Annotated in this window: 21 protein-coding genes; 6 read left to right on the top strand and 15 right to left on the bottom strand. The window is 62.7% G+C overall.

Annotation, left to right across the window (positions count from 1 at the left end; translation table 11 throughout):
- Positions 1 to 57 precede the first annotated feature (57 nt).
- The 5 genes from EKH80_RS18545 to EKH80_RS18525 all read right to left on the bottom strand — a co-directional run bounded on the left by EKH80_RS18545 (position 58) and on the right by EKH80_RS18525 (position 7,592).
- The gene (locus EKH80_RS18545) at positions 58 to 420 is read right to left on the bottom strand and encodes a nuclear transport factor 2 family protein (protein WP_126686281.1); all 363 of its coding nucleotides are present in this window, start codon (positions 418 to 420) and stop codon (positions 58 to 60) included.
- A gap of 9 nt (positions 421 to 429) precedes the next feature.
- A complete protein-coding gene (locus EKH80_RS18540; protein WP_126686280.1) occupies positions 430 to 2,478 on the bottom strand; it encodes a M13 family metallopeptidase in 2,049 nt (682 codons plus the stop codon).
- Between the two features lie 1,042 nt (positions 2,479 to 3,520).
- Positions 3,521 to 4,825 carry a c-type cytochrome gene (locus EKH80_RS18535; RefSeq protein ID WP_126686279.1) on the bottom strand — a complete coding sequence of 435 codons (1,305 nt, stop codon included), beginning with the start codon at positions 4,823 to 4,825 and terminating at the stop codon, positions 3,521 to 3,523.
- Positions 4,822 to 7,092 (bottom strand): xanthine dehydrogenase family protein molybdopterin-binding subunit, encoded by a 2,271-nt coding sequence (locus EKH80_RS18530; RefSeq protein ID WP_126686278.1) that lies wholly within the window; start codon positions 7,090 to 7,092, stop codon positions 4,822 to 4,824. Before EKH80_RS18530 ends, EKH80_RS18535 begins: the two co-directional genes overlap by 4 nt.
- Entirely contained in the window at positions 7,089 to 7,592 is a 504-nt protein-coding gene (locus EKH80_RS18525; protein ID WP_126686277.1) for a (2Fe-2S)-binding protein, read from the bottom strand. Before EKH80_RS18525 ends, EKH80_RS18530 begins: the two co-directional genes overlap by 4 nt.
- A 221-nt stretch (positions 7,593 to 7,813) precedes the next feature.
- On the opposite strand from EKH80_RS18525, the gene EKH80_RS18520 reads away from it, so the two are divergent.
- From EKH80_RS18520 to EKH80_RS18505, 4 genes are all read left to right on the top strand, one after another.
- The gene (locus EKH80_RS18520; RefSeq protein ID WP_158628879.1) at positions 7,814 to 8,905 is read left to right on the top strand and encodes an XdhC family protein; all 1,092 of its coding nucleotides are present in this window, start codon (positions 7,814 to 7,816) and stop codon (positions 8,903 to 8,905) included.
- 105 nt (positions 8,906 to 9,010) lie between these two features.
- Positions 9,011 to 9,628 (top strand): nucleotidyltransferase family protein, encoded by a 618-nt coding sequence (locus tag EKH80_RS18515; RefSeq protein ID WP_158628878.1) that lies wholly within the window; start codon positions 9,011 to 9,013, stop codon positions 9,626 to 9,628.
- Positions 9,629 to 10,254: 626 nt separating this feature from the next.
- Positions 10,255 to 10,833: an acetate uptake transporter gene (locus EKH80_RS18510; protein ID WP_126686274.1), complete on the top strand. Its 579-nt coding sequence runs from the start codon at positions 10,255 to 10,257 to the stop codon at positions 10,831 to 10,833.
- A 16-nt stretch (positions 10,834 to 10,849) separates the two neighbouring features.
- A complete protein-coding gene (locus EKH80_RS18505) occupies positions 10,850 to 12,277 on the top strand; it encodes an OprO/OprP family phosphate-selective porin (RefSeq protein WP_230473800.1) in 1,428 nt (475 codons plus the stop codon).
- Between the two features lie 61 nt (positions 12,278 to 12,338).
- Here EKH80_RS18505 and EKH80_RS18500 read toward each other — a convergent pair whose 3' ends face one another.
- Genes EKH80_RS18500 through EKH80_RS18480 form a run of 5 tightly spaced genes read right to left on the bottom strand, consistent with a single transcriptional unit; the run spans position 12,339 to position 17,669 of the window.
- A complete protein-coding gene (locus EKH80_RS18500) occupies positions 12,339 to 13,793 on the bottom strand; it encodes an efflux transporter outer membrane subunit (RefSeq protein WP_126686273.1) in 1,455 nt (484 codons plus the stop codon).
- Positions 13,794 to 13,800: 7 nt separating this feature from the next.
- Positions 13,801 to 14,823: an HlyD family secretion protein gene (locus EKH80_RS18495; RefSeq protein ID WP_126686272.1), complete on the bottom strand. Its 1,023-nt coding sequence runs from the start codon at positions 14,821 to 14,823 to the stop codon at positions 13,801 to 13,803.
- Positions 14,824 to 14,851: 28 nt separating this feature from the next.
- On the bottom strand, positions 14,852 to 15,049 hold the full coding sequence (locus tag EKH80_RS18490; RefSeq protein ID WP_126686271.1) for a DUF1656 domain-containing protein: 198 nt from the start codon (positions 15,047 to 15,049) through the stop codon (positions 14,852 to 14,854).
- Positions 15,039 to 17,165: an FUSC family protein gene (locus EKH80_RS18485; protein WP_126686270.1), complete on the bottom strand. Its 2,127-nt coding sequence runs from the start codon at positions 17,163 to 17,165 to the stop codon at positions 15,039 to 15,041. The genes EKH80_RS18490 and EKH80_RS18485 overlap by 11 nt, the downstream gene beginning before the upstream one ends.
- A gap of 12 nt (positions 17,166 to 17,177) precedes the next feature.
- A complete protein-coding gene (locus EKH80_RS18480) occupies positions 17,178 to 17,669 on the bottom strand; it encodes a MarR family transcriptional regulator (protein WP_126686269.1) in 492 nt (163 codons plus the stop codon).
- A gap of 318 nt (positions 17,670 to 17,987) precedes the next feature.
- Here EKH80_RS18480 and EKH80_RS18475 point away from each other — a divergent pair, with 318 nt between their 5' ends.
- Positions 17,988 to 19,388: an MFS transporter gene (locus tag EKH80_RS18475; protein ID WP_126686268.1), complete on the top strand. Its 1,401-nt coding sequence runs from the start codon at positions 17,988 to 17,990 to the stop codon at positions 19,386 to 19,388.
- A gap of 37 nt (positions 19,389 to 19,425) precedes the next feature.
- On the opposite strand, the gene EKH80_RS18470 is transcribed toward EKH80_RS18475, so the two are convergent.
- The 5 genes from EKH80_RS18470 to EKH80_RS18450 form a co-directional block, all read right to left on the bottom strand.
- The gene (locus tag EKH80_RS18470; RefSeq protein ID WP_126686267.1) at positions 19,426 to 20,412 is read right to left on the bottom strand and encodes an LLM class flavin-dependent oxidoreductase; all 987 of its coding nucleotides are present in this window, start codon (positions 20,410 to 20,412) and stop codon (positions 19,426 to 19,428) included.
- Between the two features lie 92 nt (positions 20,413 to 20,504).
- Entirely contained in the window at positions 20,505 to 21,527 is a 1,023-nt protein-coding gene (locus tag EKH80_RS18465) for a cupin-like domain-containing protein (protein ID WP_126686266.1), read from the bottom strand.
- 147 nt (positions 21,528 to 21,674) lie between these two features.
- Complete coding sequence (pgm, locus tag EKH80_RS18460) at positions 21,675 to 23,324, bottom strand: phosphoglucomutase (alpha-D-glucose-1,6-bisphosphate-dependent) (RefSeq protein ID WP_126686265.1); 1,650 nt, start codon at positions 23,322 to 23,324, stop codon at positions 21,675 to 21,677.
- Between the two features lie 245 nt (positions 23,325 to 23,569).
- Complete coding sequence (locus EKH80_RS18455; RefSeq protein WP_126686264.1) at positions 23,570 to 24,250, bottom strand: HAD family hydrolase; 681 nt, start codon at positions 24,248 to 24,250, stop codon at positions 23,570 to 23,572.
- Positions 24,247 to 24,585, bottom strand: coding sequence for a hypothetical protein (locus EKH80_RS18450; RefSeq protein WP_126686263.1), 339 nt, complete (start codon positions 24,583 to 24,585; stop codon positions 24,247 to 24,249). Before EKH80_RS18450 ends, EKH80_RS18455 begins: the two co-directional genes overlap by 4 nt.
- Before the next feature lie 149 nt (positions 24,586 to 24,734).
- Between EKH80_RS18450 and EKH80_RS18445 the strand changes: the two genes are divergently transcribed.
- Positions 24,735 to 24,983, top strand: a complete 249-nt coding sequence (locus EKH80_RS18445; protein ID WP_126686262.1) for a GlsB/YeaQ/YmgE family stress response membrane protein — start codon at positions 24,735 to 24,737, stop codon at positions 24,981 to 24,983.
- Positions 24,984 to 25,128 lie beyond the last annotated feature (145 nt).

Here is a 25,128-nt window from a genome sequence, read left to right as displayed (position 1 = left end):
GCCTTTCCTGCCAAGCCAGGAGCCGGGATTATCATCCCGGCTTACAAGGCTCATGTCTCACCCGGGAACAGGTGTGCCCTGGTGAAAAACCATCTGCCAGGTCTCGCCCCGCTTCTCCCATAGCGAGCTGCGCAGGCTGAGCACCGGTGGCTCCGAAATTCGCCTCACACGATAGGTCAGCAGTACAACATTCGCTGCCAGCATGCGTGTTTCAAATTGCGACGCTTGCAGTTCTATCGGCGATTCCGTCTGCAGCAGCGCGATGATGTCCGCCTTGGTAAACACTCGGCCCGAGCTACCGAACTCCATGAAATCATCTGCCAGCAAGCGCGAAACGGCGCTTGAACTTCGAATCTCCGGCTGCAGCAGGTCAAGCTCCCACTGCACCAGATTTTGCTCAAGGGAGCGCTGATCGTTCATCCGTCTGGCCTACCAGATTTTTACGCGCTGATCCGGCGACAAGTACAACTTCTCGCCCGACTTCACCTCGAACGCCGGGTACCAGCCATCGAGATTGCGTACCGCCTGGGCACGGATGCGTTCGGGCGCATGCACGTCGGTCGCCAATTGCTGCCGCAGTGCGGCATCACGGATCTTGGAGCGCCAGCTTTGCGCATAGGCAATGAAGAAGCGCTGGTCGCCGCTGAGGCCATCGATCACCGGCGCGGGCTTGCCGTGCAAGGAACGATGATAGGCCGCATAGGCCACCGCCAGGCCGGCGACGTCGGCAATGTTCTCGCCCAACGTCTGCTGTCCATTGACGTACAGACCCGGCAGCGCTTCGTAATGATTGTACTGTTCGGCCAGCTTCTGCGTGTCAGTGTGGAAATGCGCCGCATCCTGCGGCGTCCACCAGTTCGCCAGCCTGCCCTGCGCATCAAAATCGGCGCCGAGATTGTCGAAGCTGTGGCTGATTTCATGGCCGATGGTCGCGCCAGTGGCTCCATAGTTGGCGGCGTCGTCGGCAGCGGGGTCGTAGAACGGCGGCTGCAGGATGGCGGCCGGGAAATTCAGCGCGTTCTGCAGCGGCAGGTTCACCGCATCCACCGTCTGCGGCGTCATCCACCATTCGCCGCGATCGACCGCCTGATGCAGCTTGGCAAGCTGATAGCGGTAGTTCTGGGCGACGGCGCGTTGATGATTGCCCAACGCATCGTCGGCGCGAATCGCCAGGTCGCCGTAACTGCGCCAGCTATCCGGGTAGCCCACGCCTACCCGCAGGGTGGACAGTTTTTCCTTCGCCTTGGCGCGCGTAGCCGGCGTCATCCATGCAAGCGTGTCGAGCCGTTCGTCGAAAGTGGCGATCAGGTTCTTCACCATCGCCTGTACCTTGGCCTTAGAGGCGGGCGGAAAGTAGCGTTTCACATAGACCTGGCCAACGGCATCGCCCAAATCCACGCTGGTGGCATCCACCGCGCGCTTCCAGCGTTCCGCCTGCTTGGGCGTGCCTTGCAAGCTCGTACCGTAGAAATCGAAATGCAGTTCGGCATAGGGCTTGGGCAACAAAGGCGCGGCTTTGTCGATCGCGTGATAGCGCAACAGTGCCTTCCATGTATCGATCGCTTCGCCTTCCACCAGGGCGGCCAGGCCAGTCGTGCCAGCCGGCTGCCATACGCCGAAACGCGGCTGGTCTCCCAGCTGTGCGGCGCTGAAATAGATCTTCCAGTTCAGTCCCGGCGCCTTCTGCGCGAAGTCGTCCAAGGTCCATACCTGGTTGGCCTTATGGATGTCTTCGCTGTCGAGCAGGCTTTCCTGTGCCTTGGCAATCTTGGTTTCCAGCGCGATGACGGCTTTGGCCTGTGTTTCCGCATCGGGCATAGCGGCAAGCTTCAGCAGCGATGTCACGTACGCCTGATATTTCGCTCGTGCCTTGACGATCTCGGCATCTTGCGACAGGTAGTCATCGCGGCTGGGCATCGCCAAGCCGCCCTGCAGCAGATACGGCATATTGTGTAAAGGATCTTCCAGGCCCTGGGCCACGAACAGGCCGAACAGATTCTCGGTATGGAAGTGGGTAGCGTTGACGGGATCGACGTCGGCGCGCTGTTCGCTGCCCAGCACACGGGCCAGATCGTCGCGCGTCTTGATCGCATCGACCTCATCCAATTCGGCCTTCAAAGATGACAGGCCACGCTGTTCGATCGCTGCCTCATTCATGAATGCCGCGTAGTAATCGGCAATCTTGCGCTCGTTGGACCCTGCGGCCGGATGTGTGTCGGCCATGTTGCGGATCAGGTCCGCCGTGCGCTGCTCTGTAAGCTCTTCCAGGGCTTCGGTGGGGCCGGTGCTGGAGCGGTCGGCGGGAATGTCTGTGTGCTTGACCCAAGCGCCATTGGCAAAACTGAAAAAATCGTCGCCCGGCTTGACCGCGTGGTCCATCCCGGCCAGATCGATGCCGCTCTGGTTGCTCGGCCCGGCGATCAGCGCCGATGCGCCGCCAAGCAGGGCGAACGCAAGAATGCGACGTAGCGAATACATGGTGACTCCTCCCATTGCGCGGATGAGCGGGAGGATAGCCTGGCAAGGCCTGAGCTTGCAGATGACGTTCGGGCTAGCTTCTGCGGGAAACCCGTGCAGGTTGGCACCTTGAAATATCCTCGCATTTCTCATCTCAGCCCAGCTATTCATTTCGTGATTGGAGGCATTGCCTGCGGCGCTTTCGGTCGCGAAGCGACTGAATTACTTCTCTTAACATCGCGGGTCGTGTGCGGGTTGGAGTACCCCCTGATCACGCATAGTTGCCGCATGTCGCAATGTGCTGCATTGCCTGCGGCGCTTTCGGTCCCTAAAGGGACCGAGTCACATCTCTTTGCGTGCCCAAAGAGAAGTAACCAAGAGAAAGGGCAACCCAGCGGGGGCTCTGGGCGGGCTCCTGCCCGCCCAGTCCGTGAAGGGCCGGAGGGGCTTTTCGACAGGGCATCCTGCCCTGGCGAAAAGGCATGGGCATCCATGCCCATGCCCCCTAGCGGGGCCTGATCCTCCGACCCTTCACCGCCCCCGATGGGACCCGGAAAAGCAGCGCGCATCCATGCGCGCACAATTAACCATCGCGATGCGATGGTTAGAGCGTGTGTGCTTCGCACAGCTGGCCTCATGACTTCGGTGTGTCGCTTCGCGGCCGCGAGCGCATGCAAGCCGCGAAGCAATGCGCAGCACGCGAAGCCATGAAATGCGCACAAGGATGTGCGCTTGTCTGGGTCCCATAGGTTGCGAGCAGGTGGGCGGCGATCAGTCCGAAGGATGGCTCGCAGGGATGCGAGCCAGGTTTTCGCCGGCACACGGAGGTGCCGTCGAAAACCCCGCCGCCCACTTGCGGTCCCGTAGGACAGGATGTCCGTAGGGCGCGACCTCTGGGTTGCCCTTTCTCTTGGTTACTTCTCTTTGGGCACGCAAAGAGAAGTGACTCGGTCGCTTGCGACCGAAAGCGCCGCAGGCAATGCAGCCAGATACGAAATTCCGCAATCGTGCAATGACTAAAAATGGGGCCGTTGGGGTAATCACCCCAACCACCCCCAGAGCACTACAACTGCTTACGCCGCTCCGCCACATCATCCGGCGTCACCATGCCCTGCTTGTTGCCAAAATGCCCGATCACGTAATTGCTGAGCGCCGCGATCTCGGTGTTCGAGTAGGCATTGCCAAAATCCGGCATGAACACGCTCGCCCCTTCGCTGCGTTGGCCCGAGCCGTGCAAAAGAATCTGTGTGACATTGTTGCCGCGCACATCATTCACACCGCGTGCACCCAGCAAGGAAGCATAGGGAGTCTGCTGGCCCTTGCCGTTCCACTGGTGGCAACTGGCGCAAGCGCCTTCGAACAGCTTCAGTCCTTGCGCATTCGCCTGCGCGTCGCCAGCAGGGGCGTAATCGCTGGAGGCCAGGGCTGGCGCAGGCTTGGTATCGACCGCAATGGGATCCAGGCCTGCGCGCGCGGGCACGCTGCGCAGGTAGGCCACCAGTGCGCTGGTATCAACAGGCTGCAGGAAGCGCAGGCTGTTTTCCACGGCCTCGGCCATCGGGCCGGCGGCTGAACCATGGCCATCGGCATGGCCGGTGGAGAGATAACTGGCGATGTCGCTGTCGCTCCAGCTACCGATGCCATGCGCCGGATCGGCAGTGATGTTGTACGCACGCCAGCCTTGCAGCACCTCGCCGGCGAATTCCTGCCGGTGATCCAGCGCGAAGGCGAAATTCCTCGGCGTGTGGCATTCGGCGCAATGGCCCAAGGCGGTAGCGAGGTATTTGCCGCTGTTCCATTGCGCGGATTGCGTCGCATCGGGCTGGAAGCGCTGGCTCTTGAAGAACGCTGCGTTCCAGAAGCCGATCGCCCAGCGCTGGTTGTACGGAAAGGAAAGTTCGTTCGGCCGGTTGGGCTCGGAGACCTTCGGCAGGCTGAAAAGATAGGCCTTGATCGCGAGCACATCGCTGCGACTGAGCAACGTATAGGAGTTGTAGGGAAACGCAGGATACAGATGCTCACCGTGCTTGCCGATGCCATCGTGCAGAGCACGCACGAAGTCATCGTCGCTCCAGCCGCCGATGCCGGTGGCTGCATCCGCCGTGATGTTGGATGAGTAGATGGTGCCGAACGGCAGGCGGAACGGTACGCCGCCGGCAAAGACCTGGTCCGAACCGGGCACGGTATGGCAGGCAGCGCAGTCGGCCGCCTTGGCGAGGTATTCACCACGCGCGATCACGTCCGCTGCAGGGGGGGCGCCGGCCATGGCCGGCGCCGTGCCGTCGGAACTGTCGGAACGATTCAAATACAGGTACACGCCCGTGCCGACCAGCAGCAGGACCACGATGGTGAGCAGGAAGCGTTTCATGCGACTTCGCTCCCCTCACGCGCGGAAGCCGAAGCTACGGACTTCAACGCCTCAGGGTTTTGCACCAACAGCTTGCGATCCACCGGCAGCTGATAGAGCCGCACGCCTGTAGCCGCGAAGATCGCATTGGCAAGTGCAGGAGCAGCAATCGCCGTACCCACTTCACCGAGGCCGCCCGGTGGTTCCGCGTTGACCACACGATGCACTTCCACCACCGGCGCCTCGTTGATGCGCAGCACGCGGTAGTCGTTGAAATTGCCCTGCTCGACCGCGCCGTGCTTGATGGTGAGCTCGCTGTACAGTGCGGCACTGAGTCCGAACAGCACGCCGCCCTGCACCTGCGCCTCGATGGAACTGGTGTTGACAGCGATACCTACGTCGATCGCCGCGACCACCTTGCGCAGGCGTACTTCGCCCTGCGCAGTGACTTCCGTTTCCACGACTACGCATACATGGCTGCCGAACGGCTCGCCCAGCGCGATGCCGCGCCCCACGCGCGGCGGCAGCGGATGAGCACCCCAGCCGATTTTTTCGGCTGCCAGGTTCAACACGCCAAGCGCACGCGCATTCTTCTGCAACAGCGAACGGCGGAATTCGAGCGGATCCTTGTTTGCGCGATGAGCCAGCTCGTCGAGGAAACTTTCCACCACGAACAGATTGTGCGTGGGCCCCACGCCACGCCACCAGCCGACGATGATGCCGGGCGGCATGTCATGCCGGATCCATTCGACGCGGGCCTTGGGAATGTCGTAGGGAAGCTCCACCACGCATTCCACGGCGTCGTCATCCAGACCGTCCTTGCCCATCGCGCCCGGCGCAAACCGCGCCAGCACCGAACCCCCGCTGGTTCGATAGCCAAACCACGCCGGCCGGCCATTGGCGTCGACCACGGCGGAGATCACGTCGTGATACATCGGTCGCATATGGTCCTGGCGGATGTCTTCTTCGCGCGTCCACACCACTTTAAGCGGATACGGCACCTGTTTGGCCAGGGCCACCGCCTGCTCCACCCAATCGGTTTCCAGCCGGCGTCCGAAGCCGCCACCCAGATACTGGTTGTGCAGCACGACCTTTTCTGCGGGCAGCCCGGTGATCTTCGCCGCCTCCTGCGCAGCGCGCATCGGCACCTGCGTTCCGGTCCAGATTTCGCATCGGTCGTGTGTGACGTGCACCGTGCAATTCATCGGCTCCATCGTTGCGTGCGCGAGCATCGGCGACTGGTATTCCGATTGCACGAGCGTGCCCTGCGGACGCGCTCCATCATCGCGTGCCACGATGCCCTTGCCGTTGCGCGCGCTGTCGGCGATGGCATCCTGCAACTGCCGCGTGGTGAGGTTGGCGTTCTCGCCACGGTTCCAGTCGATGACGAGCGCTTCCATGCCCTTCTTGGCCGCCCAGAAATGTTCACCCACTACGGCCACGGCATTGTCCAGGCGCAGGACATCCACCACGCCCGGCACCCTGCGCGTGGCCTTGTCATCGATGGAAGCAAGCTTGCCGTTGAAAGTCGGGCACGCCATCACGGTGGCAACCTTCATGCCCGGCACGCGCACGTCGATGCCGAATTGCGTGGCGCCTTTCACTTTGTCCGCCGCATCCACGCGCCTGATCGGCTTGCCGATCAGCTTGAAATCCTTGGGGTCGGTGAGCTGCACTTTGTCGGGCATGGGCAGCCGGCCCGCGGTGGCGGCCAGCTGGTTGAAGCTGGCGCTGCGCCCAGATGGCGCGTGATGCACCACACCTCGATCCACCGTGCAGGTGGAGGGGTCCACGTGCCACTGCACGGCCGCCGCACTTACCAGCATGCTGCGCGCTACTGCGCCGGCTTCGCGCAGCACCGACCAGGTCGAGCGCGTGCTGGTGGAACCGCCGGTGATCTGTCCGCCGAGCGCGGGAATGCCATACAGCTCGTCACTGGGCGGCGAATGTTCCAGCTTGATCTGGTCCAGACCTACGCCGAGTTCTTCAGCCAGCAACATGCAGCAGCCGGTGTAGATGCCCTGCCCCATTTCCACGCTGGGCATCACCAGCCGCACCGGGCCTTCGCTGTCGACGCGGATGAAAGCATTGGGTGCGAAGGGCGGATTGCCATCGGCCATCGCTGCAGCGGTGTCGCCTGGCTGCCGGCGCGCGCTGATCATGGCCGAGGCCGCGCCGGTGCCGCCCAGCCATAGGAAGGCAATCGCCAGTCCGCTGGATTTCAGTATCTGTCGGCGCTGCAGGTCGACGGCTTGCTCCGGCTTCGGCGAGAAGGTTCCAGTGCTCATGACACAGCTCCTTCCGGCGTACTGCCGATCGTCTGCAGGATCTCGGCCTTGCCGGTGGCAGCCTGCTTGATCGCCGCGCGGATGCGCACATAGGTGGCGCAGCGGCAGAGGTTGCCCGCCATCGCCGCATCGATGTCCTGATCGGTGGGCTGGGGGGTACGCGCTAGCAGCGCCGCCGCCGCCATGATCTGACCGGACTGGCAGTAGCCGCATTGCACCACGTCCACCTCCAGCCAGGCCTGCTGAATCTTCTGACCGCTGGGGGTATTGCCCACCGCCTCGATGGTGGTGATGGCACGATTGCCGATGGCCTCTACCGGAAGCACGCACGAGCGCACCGCCTGGCCATCCAGATGGACGGTGCATGCACCGCACTGCGCCATGCCACAACCGAACTTGGTGCCGGTAAGGCCGATCACATCACGCAGCACCCATAGCAGCGGCATGTCATCGGGTACATCGACCGGATAGGACTGACCGTTGACGGACAAAGAAAGCATGCAGGCCTCCATACTGCGTCAGGGGTCGCGTGGATTGCCTGAAACCGCAAGCGCTTGCCTAAAGCTCCCCCGCTTGCAGATCCGCAACTCGAAACCGCCCATTCAACCTAAGCCGACGCGATAATTGTGTGCCGGCAACCCACAACAGGATGGCATCCAACGGCAAAGCCGTGACACCATCACGTCCATCGATTCTGCTCCTTTTTTTGTCGACGGCAAAGATGAATTCGGCCCATGAACTGACGACCCTGATTGCGGCGTTGCGTGATCTTCACGCCCAAGCCACACCGAAAGCGGCGCTCGCCACGCTTACTCGCACACGCGGCTCCACTTTTCGCCGCCCCGGCACTCGCATGCTGGTACTGGGGGATGGCCAGGTAGTGTGCGAACTTTCTGGCGGCTGTCCGCAGCGTGACATCGTTGCGCGCGCCCTGGAGGTCATCGCCAGCGGCGAACCGCGGCTGGTCGGCTACAACGCGGAATCAGGCCTGGATGTGCTGATCGAGATGGGCTGCGGCGGCGAACTGGAGGTACTGATCGAACCGCTGTTGGCGATCCGCGACACCGATTTCATCGACACGATCGCGCGCTTGTTGGACGAACGTCGCCCGCTGCATATGGCTACCCTGTTTGCACTGGACGGCAAGACGGTCTTGCCGAGACGGCTGGTATGGAATGGCAATGGGGTGGCATACGATGCCATCGGCGACGCATCGGCAGTACAAGCGATCCTGTTGCATGCGTCTGCATCGGCGATACGACGTGCGAGCACGCTAAGCATTCCATCGGTGCAGGGCGTGGCCGACGTACTGGTGGAAGCCATCGCACCACCCCACGCTTTGGTAGTGATCGGCAGCAGCGCAGCGGCGCGCGCGTTGCTGCCACTGGCAAGCGCACTGGGATGGCGCACTACCCTGGTCGACCATGACCCGGCACGCCTTCGCGCCGACGATCTTCCCGCGGGCCTGCACACCGCATGCGCCAGCCCGCAGCAGCTCATGGAAGCCGTTGCACTGGATGCACACAGCTCCGTGGTGGTGATGACGCATAATCTCGAACAGGACATCGCCTACCTCGCTGCCTTGCGCAACGCGCCGGTGGCGTACATTGGTGCTCTCGGCTCACGCGAACGCGTTGCACGCATGCGTAGCAGTCCGGTGCTCAACAGCATGCACGTGCATGCGCCGGCAGGCCTGGACATCGGCTCGGAAACGCCGGAGGAAATCGCGCTGGCGATCGCCGGGGAAATCATCGCCGTAATCAATGGTCGCAACGGTGGACATCTACGTGATAACGACGGCGCAATCCATTAAGTTGTAGGCTGGGATGACAATCCCAGCTTTGCATGCCGTTTCCCGATGCTGGGATTACCATCCCAGCCTACGCGTCCCTGCATCCTTCGTACGGCGATGATTCCAATGCACCATGGTACGCCCGCCATCTTGCTGCTTGCCGCCGGCGAAGGCAGCCGCTTCGGCGGCGCCAAGCAACTGGCGGAGATCGCCGGCGAAGCGATGGTGCGGCGCATAGCGCGCGTGCTGCTGGACACGGATTTGCCGGTGTGGGTGGTCACCGGCGCGTACGCCGCTGAAGTCGAAGCCGTGCTCGATGATCTGCCGCTCAAGCTGATCCGTTGCGAAGACTGGCAACTCGGCATGGGCAACTCGCTTGCCACCGGCGTGCGCTCCCTGGCGCTGGCGTTTCCGCAGGCTTCGGCTGTGCTGGTCTGTCTTGCCGATCAGCCTCTACTGGATATCGGCTTGCTGCGCGCTATGCTCCAGCGTCACCAGCAGGCGCCGGACCGTGTTCTTGCCACCGCCCAGCATGGCACACAGGGGCCGCCGGCGCTGTTTCCTCGTGACTGTTTCAAATGCCTGGCGGCGCTGTCCGGCTCGCATGGCGCGCGCGTGGTACTTACGCGGGAAGCACACCGCATGGAGCTGTTCGAGTCGGCGGGCCTTTTGGACGTCGATACGGCCACGGACCTGCAGCACGTACGAGCGCTGCTGACCGATACGCCAAAACAAAGCGCATAGGCACCGCTCAAACAGGATGTTGAGAAAGGGCTTTCCTGCCCTTTCTCAACGCGCCAAGTCCGGCACAGGTCCGTATTTGGCTGCGTCCCGCCAAGCGCTTGCGGCGCTTGACGGGCGGCGGGGACCCGTGCCCCGCATTAGCAGGTTGAATCTCAACAACCTGCCAAGCACCCATGCCCGATCCGCCAGATGACGAAATTGCAGGAAAAATAGCTGGCCTTTTCATCATAAATGCGTAAAGTCGGCCTCAAGGTCTGACCCTGCGCGGCTGCTTGCTGCCTTGCAGCACATCAGCGCATGGCACGGGTAACGAAGCCCGGTTTGCCACCGGGCATGTACAGGGAGGAATCCCACGTCCAAACGGCGCAAGCCGTCATGACGACAGCGCCCTTCCCGGCGCTACGCCGTGTCCGAACCGACACGTCTCCAAGGACATGGCGACGCACTTGCGACCTATAGCCTCGCGATTCTCAACACGTCCATGACATGGCGCACCTGCCATCGGCCTCTCGTACTTCGATCAGGCCGACAGCGGGCAGTGCGTACCAAGTCTGATCAGGGAGCCGGACACTGCGGGCAATACCGGGGTACGCACTCCGTCGCATCCATTTCGGGAGGTTCCTGCCATGAGCAATGAACAGGCTTTAACGCGATTCTCCAATCCGGCCCCGCTGGGGCTGGCGGGGTTCGCGTTGACGACGTGGTTATTGAGCATGATCAACGCCGGCTGGTTTACCGGCGATGCCATGAATATGGTGCTTGCAGTGGCCATGGCTTATGGCGGCACCGCGCAGATGATCGCCGGTGTGATGGAACTGCCGCGTGGCAATACCTTCGGCGCCACGGCGTTCGTCAGCTACGGCGCGTTCTGGTGGTCGTTCTCGCTGTTCGTGCTGTTCCTGCACGACAAGGTGCCAGCGGCGTTCGTGGGCTGGTATCTATGCATGTGGGGCGTATTCACCTTCTACATGTGGCTCGGCACGCTCCGTGCCGCACGCGCGCTGCAACTGGTTTTCCTGGCCTTGTGGATCACTTTCTTCCTGCTGGCCGCCGGCGAGTGGACGGGCATGAGCGGCCTGCATGTGGCCGGCGGTTACGTGGGCCTTATCACGGCGCTGTTCGCGTTCTATCTGTCGGCGGCCGAAATCATCAACGACGCGCACAAGCGGGTGGTGCTGCCTATCGGCGCGCCCGGCGCCGGCTGAGAGAAAGGAGCACACCATGAAACGACATGCCCTGTTTCTAGCCCTGGCCACCTTGGGACTGACTGTCACCGCCCCCGCCTTGGCGCAAAAGAGCGACAAGCGGGACGCCCAGATCAAGGCGCTGAAGGCTTTGGTGGAAAAGCAGCAACAGCAACTCGATCAGCAGCAGCAGGATCTGAAGCAGATGCACGAGGCGCTGAACCAGTTGCAAAATCAGCAGACGCAACAGCAAACGCAGATCCAGCAGACCCAGCAGGTCCAGGCGCAGCAGGCAAAAACCATTGCGGCAGTGCCCCTCAAACCGACCTTCAGTAGCGCACCGGGTGTATCGGTGGCGCTACACGGTTTCATCGATGCCACAGCGTTTTCACAGAGCAGGACCTTCACCTACGGCAACGGCCAGAACGCCGAATTTCCAGCACCGGGAGAACATGGCAGACTCAGCGGCGTAGATGTCCGCAACACGCGCTTCTGGCTGGACCTGACCGGCGGGAAAGTGGTGGGCGACTGGACCGGCGGCGCGCGCCTGGAAATGGATTTCTTCGGCGGCTTCAATGGTACCGGCGCCTACTCGCAGCAACAGCCCCTGCCCCGCCTGCGCCAGGCCTACATGACGCTGGACAATCCGGTGACCGGCAGCAGTTTCAAGATCGGCCAGATGTGGGACCTGATGTTCCCGCTGGATGACCTGCCCACCTCGCTCAGCCATATCGCCTTCCCGCTGGGCTACGGCACCGGCGTCATCGGCTGGCGCTTCCCGGGCATCATCTTCTCGCAGGATCTCAACCACGGCTCCACCGGCCCGCAGTGGCGCCTGGATGTCGGCGCCTTCGAGGGCACCTGGAGCGGACCGGGCAATCCGCTGAATTATCTCAGCGCGGGCAACGCAGGATTCCGTCCCCAGATCGAGGCGAAGCTGCACGTGGAGCAGCCGAAAGACTGGCTGCTGTTCGCTGCCGCGCACTGGAGCAAGATCAACCTGGCCGGCGTGGGCAGCAGCGCGCCGACTCCGATCAAGCGCGAATTCTCCAGCACCGCGTTCGAACTGGGCGGCCAATGGACACCCGGCCCGTGGGTATTCAGGAGCGTGGCCTATAGCGGCCGCGGCATCGGGCAGATCTTCGGTGATCTTTCGCAATTCGGCGACATCAAGGATACCGGCGGCTACGTGATGGGCGGCTACAAGTTCGACCCGAACTGGAGCGCCAATCTGTTCTACGCCATGAGCAAGCCCAACGCCCGGGAGGTGATTCGCTGGTTGAACAACGGAGCCACCGGTTTGCTGAAAAATCGCCAGATGGCTGCGAACGTGATCTACAGCGTGGGTGATTACTCGTTTGCGCTGGAATGGATCCACGCGATGCTCGACTCCACCACCAATGGCAACAATCGCACGCGAACCACCGGCAACCAGGTGAACGTGAGCGCGTACTACAAGTTCTGAGTCAGAGGCCATCAACACCGCGTAGGCTGGGATTGTCCCCCGCCTACGCGATTGCGCGCCTCTAACGTGTCGCCGTCGCGGCGTACCCACCACCCAGCGCATCGATCAAGCGGATCGAAAGATCCGCCTGCTGACTCTGCAACAGCGCCAGCCGCTGATCGGCAAGCAACAGCTGCTGGCGGCTCGCCAGCGGCGTCAGCGGCCCACTGACACCGCCCTTGTACGCTGACAAGGCATCGCGCCAACTTTTCTCGGCATCCTGCTTCGCGCGCTGCTCCAGGGCGATTTGCGTGCGCACCGAGGCCAGGGCCGAAACCAGGTCCGACACTTCGTTCACCGCGCCAATCAGCAGGCCGTTATAGTGCGCCACGGCCTCGTCATAACGTGCGTCGGCACCGGCAAGATTGGCACGCAGCCGACCGCCGTCGAAGATCGGCAGGCTCAAGGCCGGCCCGACCGAATAAGTGCGCGCCGGCAGCTGAAACACGTTGGTGCTGCCGCCGACCGCAACGAAACCGGCCATGGCGCTCAGGCTGATATTGGGCAGGAATTGCGTCTTGGCGGCCTTGATGTCCTTGGACGCCGCTTCCACCTGCCAACGCGCAGCCACCAGATCAGCGCGACGGCCGAGCAAGTCGACCTGCAATTGATCAGGCAACGCTACCAGACTCGGATCAAGCAGATGCGGGCGCGCAATGCTCAGACCACGATCCGGTCCCTGCCCCAGCAATACCGAAAGGCTGCTGCGGGCGGCATCGATGGCACGGTCCGCCTGCGCTTTCTGCTGTTCGGCGCTGGCCGCCTGCGAATCGGCGAAGGCTTCCTGCTGCGGCGTGCCTAGGCCGCCGGCCACCAGCCGGCGGGTCAGCGCAAGCGTCTGCAAAGTGCGTTGCAGCTCGCCGTCCGCTACATCCCTTTGCGCAAAGGCATAGCCCAATTGCACGTACGCACGCGCGACATTCACCGATAGCTGGATGCGCGCCGCATAAGCTTCGATTTCCGCCGCATGGCTGCGCCCGAGCGCGGCTTCCCACGCATCGCGCTTGCCGCCCCACAGGTCCAAGTCCCAGGAGAAATTCGCCGTTACGGCCTTGCCCCAGGCGAAATGGCCCAGCACATACGGGGGGTAGATCGGATCCTTGTTGGACAAACGGGTGCCCTGGGCGCCTGCTTCCAGATCCACCGCCGGCAAGCGCGCCGCGTCGGCGCTATCGGCCACCGCCTGGGCCTGCTGTGCACGCGCCGCAGCCTCGGCCAGGCTTGGGTTGTTCTTGAGCGCCTCAACGATCAGCTCGCTCAGCTGCGGATCGCCGAAACCCACCCACCAATCCTGCGCCGGCCACGCCGTGGGACTAAGCGGCACGCCGGCCAGGCTCTGCCCGCTTTGCAGGCTGCGCGCGTCGAGCGTGTTGCCGGTGGGATGCAGACCGCCCGGCGTGGCGCAACCAACAAGCGCGGCGCACAGTGCCAACGAAGCCACCACCGGCAAACGGAAGAGAATGTTTACGCAAGACATGATGGCGTCACCGTGATTGGGCCATCGCATCGCCGCGACCGCCGGGTTGCACGATCAGCGTGGCGGTCTGTCCCGCCACCAGCACCGTGCCGGCAGGCATGTGCTCGGTATCGATGCGCACGCGCACCGGCACGCGTTGCGCCAGTCGCACCCAGTTGAACGTGGGATTGATGTTGGCGAGCAGGTCGTTGCCGGTGGGGTCGACGGCTCCTGCTATGCCCCGCGCAACACCCTCGACTGTGCCGTGCAAATGCACGCCGCCGCTCATCAAACGAATATCGACCGGATCGCCCTCGCGCAGATGCGGCAGCTTGGTTTCTTCGAAATAGCCATCCACCCAGAATGAATGGCTGTCGATCAATGCCAGCCGTGGTGCAGCGGCGCTAGCGTAATCGCCCATGCGCACCAGCAGGTTGGTGACATAGCCATCCACGGGTGCACGCACCTCGGTGCGCTGCAAGTTGAGTTCCGCCGTTGCCAATGCCGCCTGCGCCTGCTTCACTGCGGCCAGTGCCTGCTGCTGCGCGGCGATCGCCTGCTCGATGCCCGCCCGCGCCTTGTCCCAGGTGGCGCGCGCAGCCTCCGCGGTAGCGCCGGCATTGGCAATGTCCTCGTTGGATACCACATCCCGCAGGCCCTGCCTGCGCTTGGACTGGGCTTCATACATGGTGAAGTTCGCTTTGCTCTGCGTGGTGCCGGCCTTGGCGGCATCGATGTTCGCCTGCGCTGCCGCCACCGAGGCTTGCGCCGCGGCGAGATTGGCCTTGGCCTGCTCCACGGCGTCTTCGTAACGGGCGCGGTCGATCACGAACAGCACGTCGCCCTTCTTCACCTGCTGGTTGTCGACCACGTTCACTGCCGTGACCAGTCCGGACACATCCGGCGCGATGCGCACGACGTTGGCGCGAATACGCCCGTCACGCGTCCAGGGCGAATACATGTAATGCCGCCACATGCTGTGGCCGATGAGCGCGGCTATCAGCACGATGACGGCAGTGATGGCGATGCGGAGGTAGAGAGTGTTTTTCATAGAGGTATAGGTGAACGCCTTGCGTCGCTCAGAGGGTCAACCAGGCCAGACCGCCGAAAATGCATACGAAAAAAGCCAGGCGCAGCAGCGCCGGATGCCACACGTAGCGGTACAGGCCGTAACGGCCGACCACCCAGTCGAACAGCAGCAATAGCGCGACGGCAAGCAGGAACCACAGCAGCAGTCCGGGAACCAGCGCGCCGCCGATGGCGATTTCACGTGGCATGGGCGACTCCTTGTGAGCTGGGCTGATCTTGCATGTAGGAGGCGAGCACGGATTGTTCGTCCAGCATGGCCAGGCGCAGCACGTGCAAGTGATTGAGCAGCGGTGACATGGCTTCGTCGCCTTCGATCATCGCCATGGCGGCGGCGAGCGCATCGCGCGCCTGCGTGTAAGTGGCCGTATCGGGATCTTCGTAAAGCTGCGCGATCGCATCGATGCAGCGTTCGATCGCTTCGCGCACTTCCTCTGGTAGTGGCCTGCCGGCCATGTCATTGCGCAGCTCAAGCAAGGTGCGCCCGACTTCGTGCACAGACAGTGTCCAGGCCACCAGGCTGCGCGAAGCCTCGCTGCCGCGCTCGGTCTGCGCCACGATCTGGCCGAACAGGTCATGGTTGACGCTCTCGAAGCGCGCATGCAGGCCGGGCAATGGCGCGCTGGCCGCAAGGCGGACCTGGCGGCGCAAGCGCTCCAGCTGGCGGCGGCGCAGCCACAGGCTGCCGATGGCCGGCGGCACGAGCGCGAAAGCCAGTCCCGCGGCGGCCAGCCCGGCGAGCTGGGCCAGCGTGTCGTTCCAGAAGAACACCACGTCGTAATTCATCTCGTTGCGAGCAGCGAGGGTCAAGGTAAAACCCATGCAGTAGCCGACCCCGGCGCGGGCCGTGACAGGCCACGCCATCATCGCCATGCCGATCATCAGGAACGGCGCGGAGCCGGCCACCAGTAACCCGAAACCATCCATCAGCGGCAGCACGAAAAACTGGCAGAGAAAGCTTGCGCAGATACCGAAAAAAAAGCCCACAGAGGTGTGATGCACCCACTGCGACGGATTGGGTGTGGCGGCAAACAGGCCGGCAAATACCGTCGCCAGCAACATCGTCGACGCACCGGATGGCCAGGCCGAAATGATCCAGAACAGGCTCAAGACGCCCATGGTGAGCGCAGTGCGCAGCATCGTCAGGCCGGCGCCGAGAAAATCATTGCTGCGCTCGAAGCGCACGCGCTCCCCGGCCGTGCCGAAGAGCTTGGGCGCCTGCAACGCCGATGCCGTTTCGACGTAGGCATAGAGTTCATCGGCGAAGCGATCGACCAGCGCGGCACCGGTGTCGAAATCGAGCATGTCGTAGGCGGAGTTCATTTGCGCGCGCAGGGTCGCCTTGCGTTGCTTGATTGCATGCCGTGCGCCATCGAGCCGCGGTAACAGTACCCGTGCCGAGCCACCCGCTTCGATCGGCGCATCGAGCGCACCGGCCAGTGGACGGTATAACTCAATCAATGCGTTCGCGGCGGCTTCGTGCCCCTTGCGCTTGAGTCGGTTGATCAGGTGGTGCAGGGTCTGCAGCGTGGTGGAGGTCGCCATGAACCGCTGGTTGAACAGCAGCATGTGGCCACTGCGCGCGCGCGCCTCCGGATCCTCGAAGATCACCGAGCTGCGCAGGTCCTCCACCGTAACCGCGTCGCGGACGAAACGCAGATGCGCATTCTCGATGTCTGCACGCGCCACCTTGCCGCACATCACGCGCTGCACGAAATCGATGAAGTTGGCGAACTGGGCGCGGCAAAGGCGGCGCAGATCGTCGCGGATGCGGCTGGGAAACACCAGGTCGCTCACTGCGGCCGACACGGCCAGGCCCAGCAGTACTTCACTCAGGCGCCAAACGGCTGAATTGAACACCTCCAGCGGGTCGTTGATCACCGGCAGCGCCACGATCGCCGCCGTATAGCCAGCCAATACGAATGCATAGGCCTTGAAATTGCGGTACAGCGCAGCGCCGCCGGCGCACATGCCAACCCAAAGCGACAGCGCGCAGAGGAACAACACACGCTGCTGCGGAAACAAGGCCACGATCAGAAAGCCCGCCAGTGCACCGACCAGGGTGCCGATGGCGCGGTAGAAGCTCTTGGCCAGCACCATGCCGGTCTGACGGTTGGCGACGATGACGGTGGTGAGCATCGCCGTGCCGGGCTGCGGCAGCGCCAGGCGCATGGCCAGCCAGCCGGTGACGTAGAAGGCCAGCAGCGACTTGACCACGAACAGCCAGGTGATGGTCTCTTCGCGCAGGGTCGCCACGAGGATCTCGCGCGTGCCGGGCGTCGCTGGCTGGACATCTGTTGCGGACATGACGGCCTCTGCTCAGTCTGCCAATCCACCCAGAAACTTCTTCAACAGCTTTTCGAGCTGAACCTGCTCGGAAACCGTGAGGTGATGCCCCTGCCTCGCCAGCAACGCACAGATGTCCGGAAGAAGATTCTTGAGCAGCGCCTCCCCTTGCGGCGTCAAGCTAAGTTCGATCTTGCGACGATCATCGGCGCTGCCGCTGCGGTCGATCAAGCCTTTGTCACACAGCTCGTTGGTCAAGCGGGTGATGTTGGCGGATTTCTCGCCCGCCGCGTCCGCCAGCTCCGATGGCGACATCGTACCGTTGGCTGAACCATACAACATCATCAGCAGGTTGTATTCCGGATGATTGATGCCATAGGGCTTGAGCGCGAGGTTCGCCTCGTCGTGCAGTTGCTTGTGGATGTGCTTGATCAGTCGCACCAGGGTGGCGAGGCGGCGCGGAAAATCGGGATAGCGCCGGCAGGTGACGGCAAGGCGCTGTTCGGTGAGGGCGAAGTCGGCCATGGCTGGCAGCTCCCGGGTTAATATTACAGTTATATATAATATATAAATGTACTATTTAGATGTAAAGAGAACCGCACAAAACCCGCCTAGCGGGCCTTTGCAGCCTGCCGCGCGCGGCACAAGGCAGATCGGCAAGCGTAGGCTGGGATGATAATCCCAGCTTCGCATGCGGCATTCTGGTGCTGGGATTGCCATCCCAGCCTACGCTTTGCCAGACGCACATACGGTTACGTGGAGGAGATCAGAACAACCCTAGTGGCTTGAACTTCCGCCCGATGGCTTTCAATCCGAAACTCCCACTCACAAGTCCAAGCAACGATGTCTGAAACCGAATCCGCCAAGATCGCCGCCCGCCTCGATCGACTGCCCTCATCGCGCGCGCTATGGAAAATCATCGTGCTGCTTTCGCTCGGCGGACTGTTCGAGTTCTACGACCTGTTCTTCACCGGCTACGTCGCACCCGGCATGACCAAGTCCGGGCTGTTCACGCCTTCCTCGCTAGGCGTTTTCGCCAGCCTCGCCGGCATCAAGGTGGCGGGATTCGGCAGCTTTGTGTTCAGCACCTTTGCCGGTCTTTGGGTGGGCGTCGTGCTGTTCGGCCAGCTTGCCGACCGCCATGGCCGCCGCCCGGTATTCACCGGCTCGCTGCTCTGGTACGCATGCAGCACCCTCATCATGGCGTTCCAGCACACGGGGGAAATGCTCAACCTCTGGCGTTTCATCGCGGGCGTCGGCTTCGGCGTGCAACTGGTCACCATCGACGCCTATATCTGCGAACTCACGCCAGCATCACTGCGCGGGCGCGCTTTCTCGATCAACCAGTTCGTATCGTTTTGCGTCGTGCCGGCGGTGGCGCTGCTCGCCTGGGTGCTGGTGCCCACCGTGCCGTTCGGGCTGGATGGCTGGCGCTGGGTCGTGCTAATTGGCTCGGCCGGTGCGGTCGTGGCCTGGTTGCTCGTGCAGCGCGTGCCCGAAAGCCCCCGTTGGCTGGCGTTGCAAGGACGCGTCCAGGAGGCCAAAGCGATTACCGTCGAGATCGAACGCCGGGTCGAGGCTGAAACCAGCACGACGCTGCCGACGCCGCATGTCGAACCGGTGCAAGACGACGGTGAAGCTCGCTTCGTGGAAATATTCTCGCAGCGCTACTGGCCACGCACGCTGATGCTATCGGTATTCAACCTGGCGCAGGTGATCGGCTTCTACGGCTTTGCAGCGTGGGTGCCGACCTTGCTGATCGCGCGCGGTATCACGGTCACGCACAGCCTGGAATATTCCTTCATCATCGCTATCGCCAACCCGCTCGGCCCGCTGCTGGGAACCGTCTTCGCCGACCATTTCGAAAGAAAGACCCAGATCGTGCTCGGCCTGGTCGTGATGGGACTGTCGATGCTCGAGTTCGCGCACGTCAACTCGCCAGCGGTGCTGATCGCGCTCGGCGTGGTGTTCACGCTGGCGGCCAATATCATGTCTTACGCTTATCACAACTATCAGGCCGAGCTGTTTCCCACCCGTATTCGCGCCCGCGCCGTAGGCTTCGTCTATTCGTGGAGCCGCCTTGCCGCGGCTTTCGCGGGCCTGGGCATCGGCTACTTCCTCGACCTCGGCGGCGTTCTCGCCGTGGCCACGTTCATCGCGATAGCAATGCTGGTGGGCATTGTCGCCATTGGAGTGTTCGGGCCGTCGACCAAGGGCGTGGCGCTGGAGCACATCAGTCATTGATCACGCGCAGGGGGCCGCGAATGACGGCCCGCGGAACCTACAGCGCCTCATGCGCCTGCATCGCCAGCTCGAACGAGCGCTTGCGCGCGTCGTGATCGAAAACATTCGTCGTGATCATCAGCTCATCCGGACGATGGCGTTCGATGAACGCAGCCAGCCCTTCGCGCACGCTCGCCGGTGCTCCCACCACTGCACACGCCAGGGCACGCTCCACCATGAGTTTCTCGGTGGGTGTCCAATACGCTTCGATATCGTCGATGGGAGGAGGGATCAGGCCCGGACGTCCGCGTCGCAGGTTGACGAAACTTTGCTGCTGCGTGGTGAACAGGCGCCTTGCCTCGGCGTCCGTCTCGCTGGCCACCACGTTCACGCTGAGCATGGCGTACGGCGTGGCCAGACGCCCTGAAGGTTTGAAGCCGCGCCGATAAAGCATCAGTGCCTCGTCCATCGCATCCGGCGCGAAATGCGAGGCGAACGCAAACGGCAGGCCGAGTTCAGCGGCCAGCTGAGCGCTGAAGAGACTCGATCCCAGCAGCCACACCGGCATGTCGATGCCCGCTCCAGGTACGGCGCGCACGGCTTGGCCAGGCGTATCTGGCTCGAAGTAAGCGAGCAGTTCCTGCACGTCCTTCGGAAAGGTCTCCGCAGCTTCGTAATACCGGCGCAGTGCACGCGCCGTGGCCTGGTCCGTGCCGGGTGCGCGTCCCAATCCCAGGTCGATACGCCCCGGATACAGCGAAGCGAGCGTGCCGAATTGTTCGGCCACCTGCAGGGGGGCGTGATTGGGCAGCATGATTCCGCCCGCTCCTACCCTGATCTGCACAGTTCCGCCGGCGACGTGGCCGATCAGCACCGCAGTGGCCGCGCTGGCGATGCCCGGCATGTTGTGGTGCTCGGCCAGCCAGTAGCGCGTATAGCCGAGTTGTTCGGCCCAGCGTGCGAGGTCCAGTGTATTGGCGAAGGCTTGCGCCGGCGTGCTGCCTTCGGTGACGGGGGCAAGGTCGAGTACGGAAAACGGGATCATGCGGAGGCCTCGGGAATCAGGCTCCCAATGTGGGGATGCGTGCCGGCAATGCCAGTAGCGAATGCGGGCGGGGGCGCGAAGCCCAGCCTGCGCTAGAACAGCTGTTGCTGCGGATACTCCGCGGTGAAGTCATTGTCCCACAGGAAATTGGTGAACGACACCGTCACCGAGATATCCAGCCCCTCCACGAAATGCCAGCAGCCCACCGGCAGGAACAGCACTTCACCGGGCTGCAGCGTGCAGGAAAGCACCTGCACTCCGGCCATGTCCGGATAGCGCTGCAGATCGATCTGCTTGCCATCCACGTGCGTAAAGCAATGCTCATGGTTGTAGACGTGCGCGATCTCGCAGGCCGGCATCAGCAAGATGCGTTTGCGGCCGAGCACCTGCGCCATGAAATTGTTGGTGAGATCGTGGTGGAACGGGGTGATGGTGCCGGCTGGGCCGAACCACAGGAACCCCTGGGTGGCGCCCTGATGGCTCAAATACTCAGGAATCTGCACGATGTCCTGCCATAGCTCGTCCAGCGCGGCGCGGTTCTTTCCTTCGTTATAGGCCGTCATGTAGAAGTCGTTGCTGCGCTCGGCGTTGCGCACCATCTCTACGTAATCGCCGAACAGCATCGTCTTGCGATGGGCCGTCTTGCGCAGTTCGTATTGCGCATCCGCATCGCGGCCAAACTGGATTTCCACTTCGCGGTCGCCGCAGCGCTGCTTGAAATAATCAAGGCCCCACTTCGTTCTCGCCGGCCAGTCTTCCATCCTGCCGGTGATGATCACCGGGCGGCCGGCGGTGTAGTACCCCTCCAGGAATTCCTCGCGCGAGAGCTGATGCCGACGCGGCACTTCCGCCGAGCGCAGGCGGTTCATGCGGCGCTGCGTCTCCAGCAACCAATCGTGTTTCGCCAAGCGATTGCGCAAGCGCTGTGCGCCGGCCAGGTAGGGACTGGCGATGGCCTGCTGCAGTTCCTGCACGGCCTCCTCATGCGCTATGCCGGCGCGCAGCATTTGTTCGTAAATGCTCTGCGGCGCCCCCTCCAGCAACAGGTTCTCAGCAATCCATCGGCGCCATTCGTTGTCTACGTGCACCACCGGCCTCAACTCGACATTCGCCATGGCATCCCCTCGCGCATTGCCGGGCAACATAGGAAGGCGAGCCTAGCGCAGGCCCGTCCGCAGCAATGCAATTGTGTCGACGAAATGACAACGATGTCCAGCCCCAGGCGCTGGCCTGGCTGGCGACCCATGACAGCAAAGCCCCTCTCAGCTGGCCAGCGCCGCATCCACGATGCCCTGCGCCTCCTGCAGGATCGCCTGCAGGTGTTCCTCGCTGCGGAAGCTTTCGCCGTAGATCTTGTAGATTTCCTCGGTGCCCGAGGGACGCGCGGCGAACCAGCCGTTTTCCGCCACAACCTTGATGCCGCCGATCGGCGCGTTATTGCCAGGTGCTCGATCGAGCACTTCGACGATTTTCTCGCCGGCCAGTTCCTTGCTCTGCAACTGCTGCGGCGAGAGCTTGGCGAGCCTGGCCTTCTGCTGAGCACTCGCGGCTGCATCCACGCGGCTGGAATAGGGCCTGCCCAAGGCACTGGTCAGATCGGCGTACAGTTCGCCAGGATCCTTACCCAGGCTCGCAGTCATTTCCGCGGCGAGCAGCGCCGGCACGATGCCATCCTTGTCGGTGGTCCACACCTTGCCGTCGTGGCGCAGCATGGAAGCGCCCGCGCTTTCTTCGCAGCCGAAACCCAGCACGCCTTTGAAGAGGCCCTCGGCGAACCATTTGAAACCCACTGGCACTTCGTACAGCCTGCGCCCCAAACGCCTGGCCACCCGATCGATCAGCGAACTGCTCACCACCGTCTTGCCGACGCTGGCCTGGTCGGTCCATTGCGGGCGATGGCGGAACAGATAATCCACCATCACCGACAGGTAATGATTCGATGGCATCAGGCCGGCACTGCGCGAGACAATGCCGTGCCGGTCGTGATCGGTATCACAGGCGAAAGCCACGTCGTAGCGATCCTTCAGGCCGATCAGCCGCTGCATCGCGTAGGGTGAGGAAGGATCCATGCGGATCTTGCCGTCCCAATCCACGCTCATGAAGCGGAACGTGGCATCGACCGAGTCGCTTACGATGCTCAGGTCGATGCCGTAACGCTGCGCAATGGGTTGCCAGTAATGCACGCCCGCACCGCCGAGCGGATCGACCGCCATGCGCACGCCCGAGCCGCGGATCACATCGAAGTCGATGATGTTTTTCAGGTCATCGACGTAATGCCCGAGGAAATCGTATTCCCGCACCAGGCTGGAGCGCCGCGCTTGCGGGTAGCTCATCCGCTTCACGCCATCGAGCCGGCTTTCGAGCAAGCCATTGGCGCGTTGCTGGATCCAGCTGGTGACTTCGGTTTCGGCCGGACCGCCATTGGGCGGGTTGTACTTGAAACCGCCATCGGCGGGCGGGTTGTGCGATGGGGTGACGACAATGCCGTCGGCCCATCCCTCGAGGCGATTGCGATTGTAGGTGAGGATGGCGTGCGACACGGCGGGCGTGGGCGTGTATTCAGCGCCGGCCGAAATGGCTACCGCCACCTCGTTGGCGACCAGCACCTCAAGTGCGCTTTCGAACGCAGGCTGGGACAGCGCGTGCGTATCGATACCGATGAACAAAGGGCCGGTGATGTGCTGCTGGTGGCGGTAATCGCAAATCGCCTGGGTGATGGCTAGCACGTGCCATTCGTTGAAACTCGAGTCGAACGAAGAGCCGCGATGGCCGGAGGTGCCAAAGCTCACGCGCTGGGTCGGTTCGGAAGGGTCCGGGCGCAGTGCTGCATAGGCCTGCAGCAGCTTGGGCACGTCCACCAGCATGGATGAAGGAGCGGGCCTTCCGGCGAGTGCGTCAGCGTTGGGGTTCACGTGTGGGGGTTCCTCAGGTGAAAACGATTGGAATTCGATGGCCCGCCCAGTCCGTCATTCCTGCGTAAGCGGGATTCCATCTTGCTCCGGATGGACAAGCAAACCTGGATTGACCAGCATTCGCTGTTGAAAAGCGCCTCCGCTTACACGGGAATGACGGCCCTGAGGCGTCTCAAGGCTGCGGCAAATTATCGGCGAAGGCACATCAATCCTCCGTCTGCGCCGCGTTGGCGGTGGCCGTTCGTTCAGGCCGTGGCCCGCACGAGCTCCGCCGCCAGGGCCGGCAGCTCGCTGATTGCGTTGATGGTGTAGTCGGGCTGGGGCTGCAGCTCGGCGAGGTTCGCCTGCAAGGCGTAATGGCCCTGGCGCACGAACACCGTGGTCAGCCGGTCGCCGAGCCGGCGCTTCATCTTCGCCAGCAGCTCGGGCTTGTCGTCCGCCATCACGTAGTGGGAGGCGGGATAGCGTGCCTGCATCGCATCCAGCGCCAATTCCTTGTGCACGAAGATCAGCACTTCGCCGCGCACCACGCCATGGATACCGGCGCGCTCGATCTTGTGCGGCTGGAACACGATGTCTCCATCGGAAAGGATCACGGCGCGTCCGAGTTTGCCGAGTTGCTCCACGGCCTCCAACGCGCCGGCGTACAGCCTTTGCTCGAACGGATAGTCGAGCAGCCAGTACGACAAGGTGAATACGCCCGGACGCGTGTCGTTTTCCCGGCGAAAATGCTGGAGTGCGCCGAAATAGTCGACATAGCCCAGCGAAGCCCGCAGCTGTTCGTAGATCGCCCAATAGCGATCGCATTCGGCCGGTCCGAACTCACGCGTGAGGTGCGCGCCCAGGTCGGCGCTGAAACGATCGTTGTCGAGCAGGGTGTTGTCGACGTCGAGCAAGAATACATGCGAAGCGTTGGCTTGATTCACGAATAAACATCCAGGTGGTGCTCGCCGCCATCGTCGACCCGTAGCAGGCGGTCACCCTCGACCGGCTTGCCGTTGAACAGGATGCGGCGCGATTCTGCCCCGCCCTGCGCTGCATGCACGACGACCTTGCAGTCGGTCTGGCGGTGCCGGTAGCTCAGGCGGTACTGCGTCCAGTCTGGCGGAAGCACGGGGTCCATGTACAGGCTTTCACCTCCACCCCGCAGGCCGTGCAGCGATTCCAGCGCCCGCTGGCGGCGCTCCGGCGGCGCTGCGCCCGCGCTAATCGTGGGCCAGGCTTGCCAGTGTAGGCCTATGTTGCGAAACCCGGCTGTCATACAAGCAACATACGCAATGCCGGGATGGTCATCCCAGGCTACAGGCCACCCACGGGTTCTAGGAATTTTCCGAATCCCTTTGTCAAAGCGAACTGATACATTCCCATCCGTCATGACTCGATGACATCGTTCAATTTGGGGGTTTGTACATGCATGGCATTTTCGCGTGGCTGATCATCGGCGCCATCGCCGGCTGGCTGGCCGGTCAGTTCGTCAAAGGCAGCGGCTTCGGTTTGCTGGTCGATATCATCGTCGGCATTGCCGGCGCATTCGTAGGGGGCTGGCTGACGGGCGTACTTGGCATCCATGTCGGCGGTGGATGGATCATGTCCATCATCACCGCGACTGTTGGCGCAGTCGTGCTGTTGTTCCTGATCCGGCTGATAAAACGAGCCTGACCAGCTGCCTGATTTCAGATAATTCAAGGCCACCCGTGGACAGCCTCCATCGGTGGCCTGATTTTTTTCGTAACCGCCCACTCGTAGGCTGGGATGACAATCCAGCTTTGCGTGTGTTGCACGCATCGCAATGCTGGGTTTTGCA

This window comes from Dyella choica, from assembly GCF_003977665.1.
GTDB lineage: Bacteria > Pseudomonadota > Gammaproteobacteria > Xanthomonadales > Rhodanobacteraceae > Dyella_B > Dyella_B choica.
This window is presented reverse-complemented; position numbering and strand designations above follow the sequence as displayed.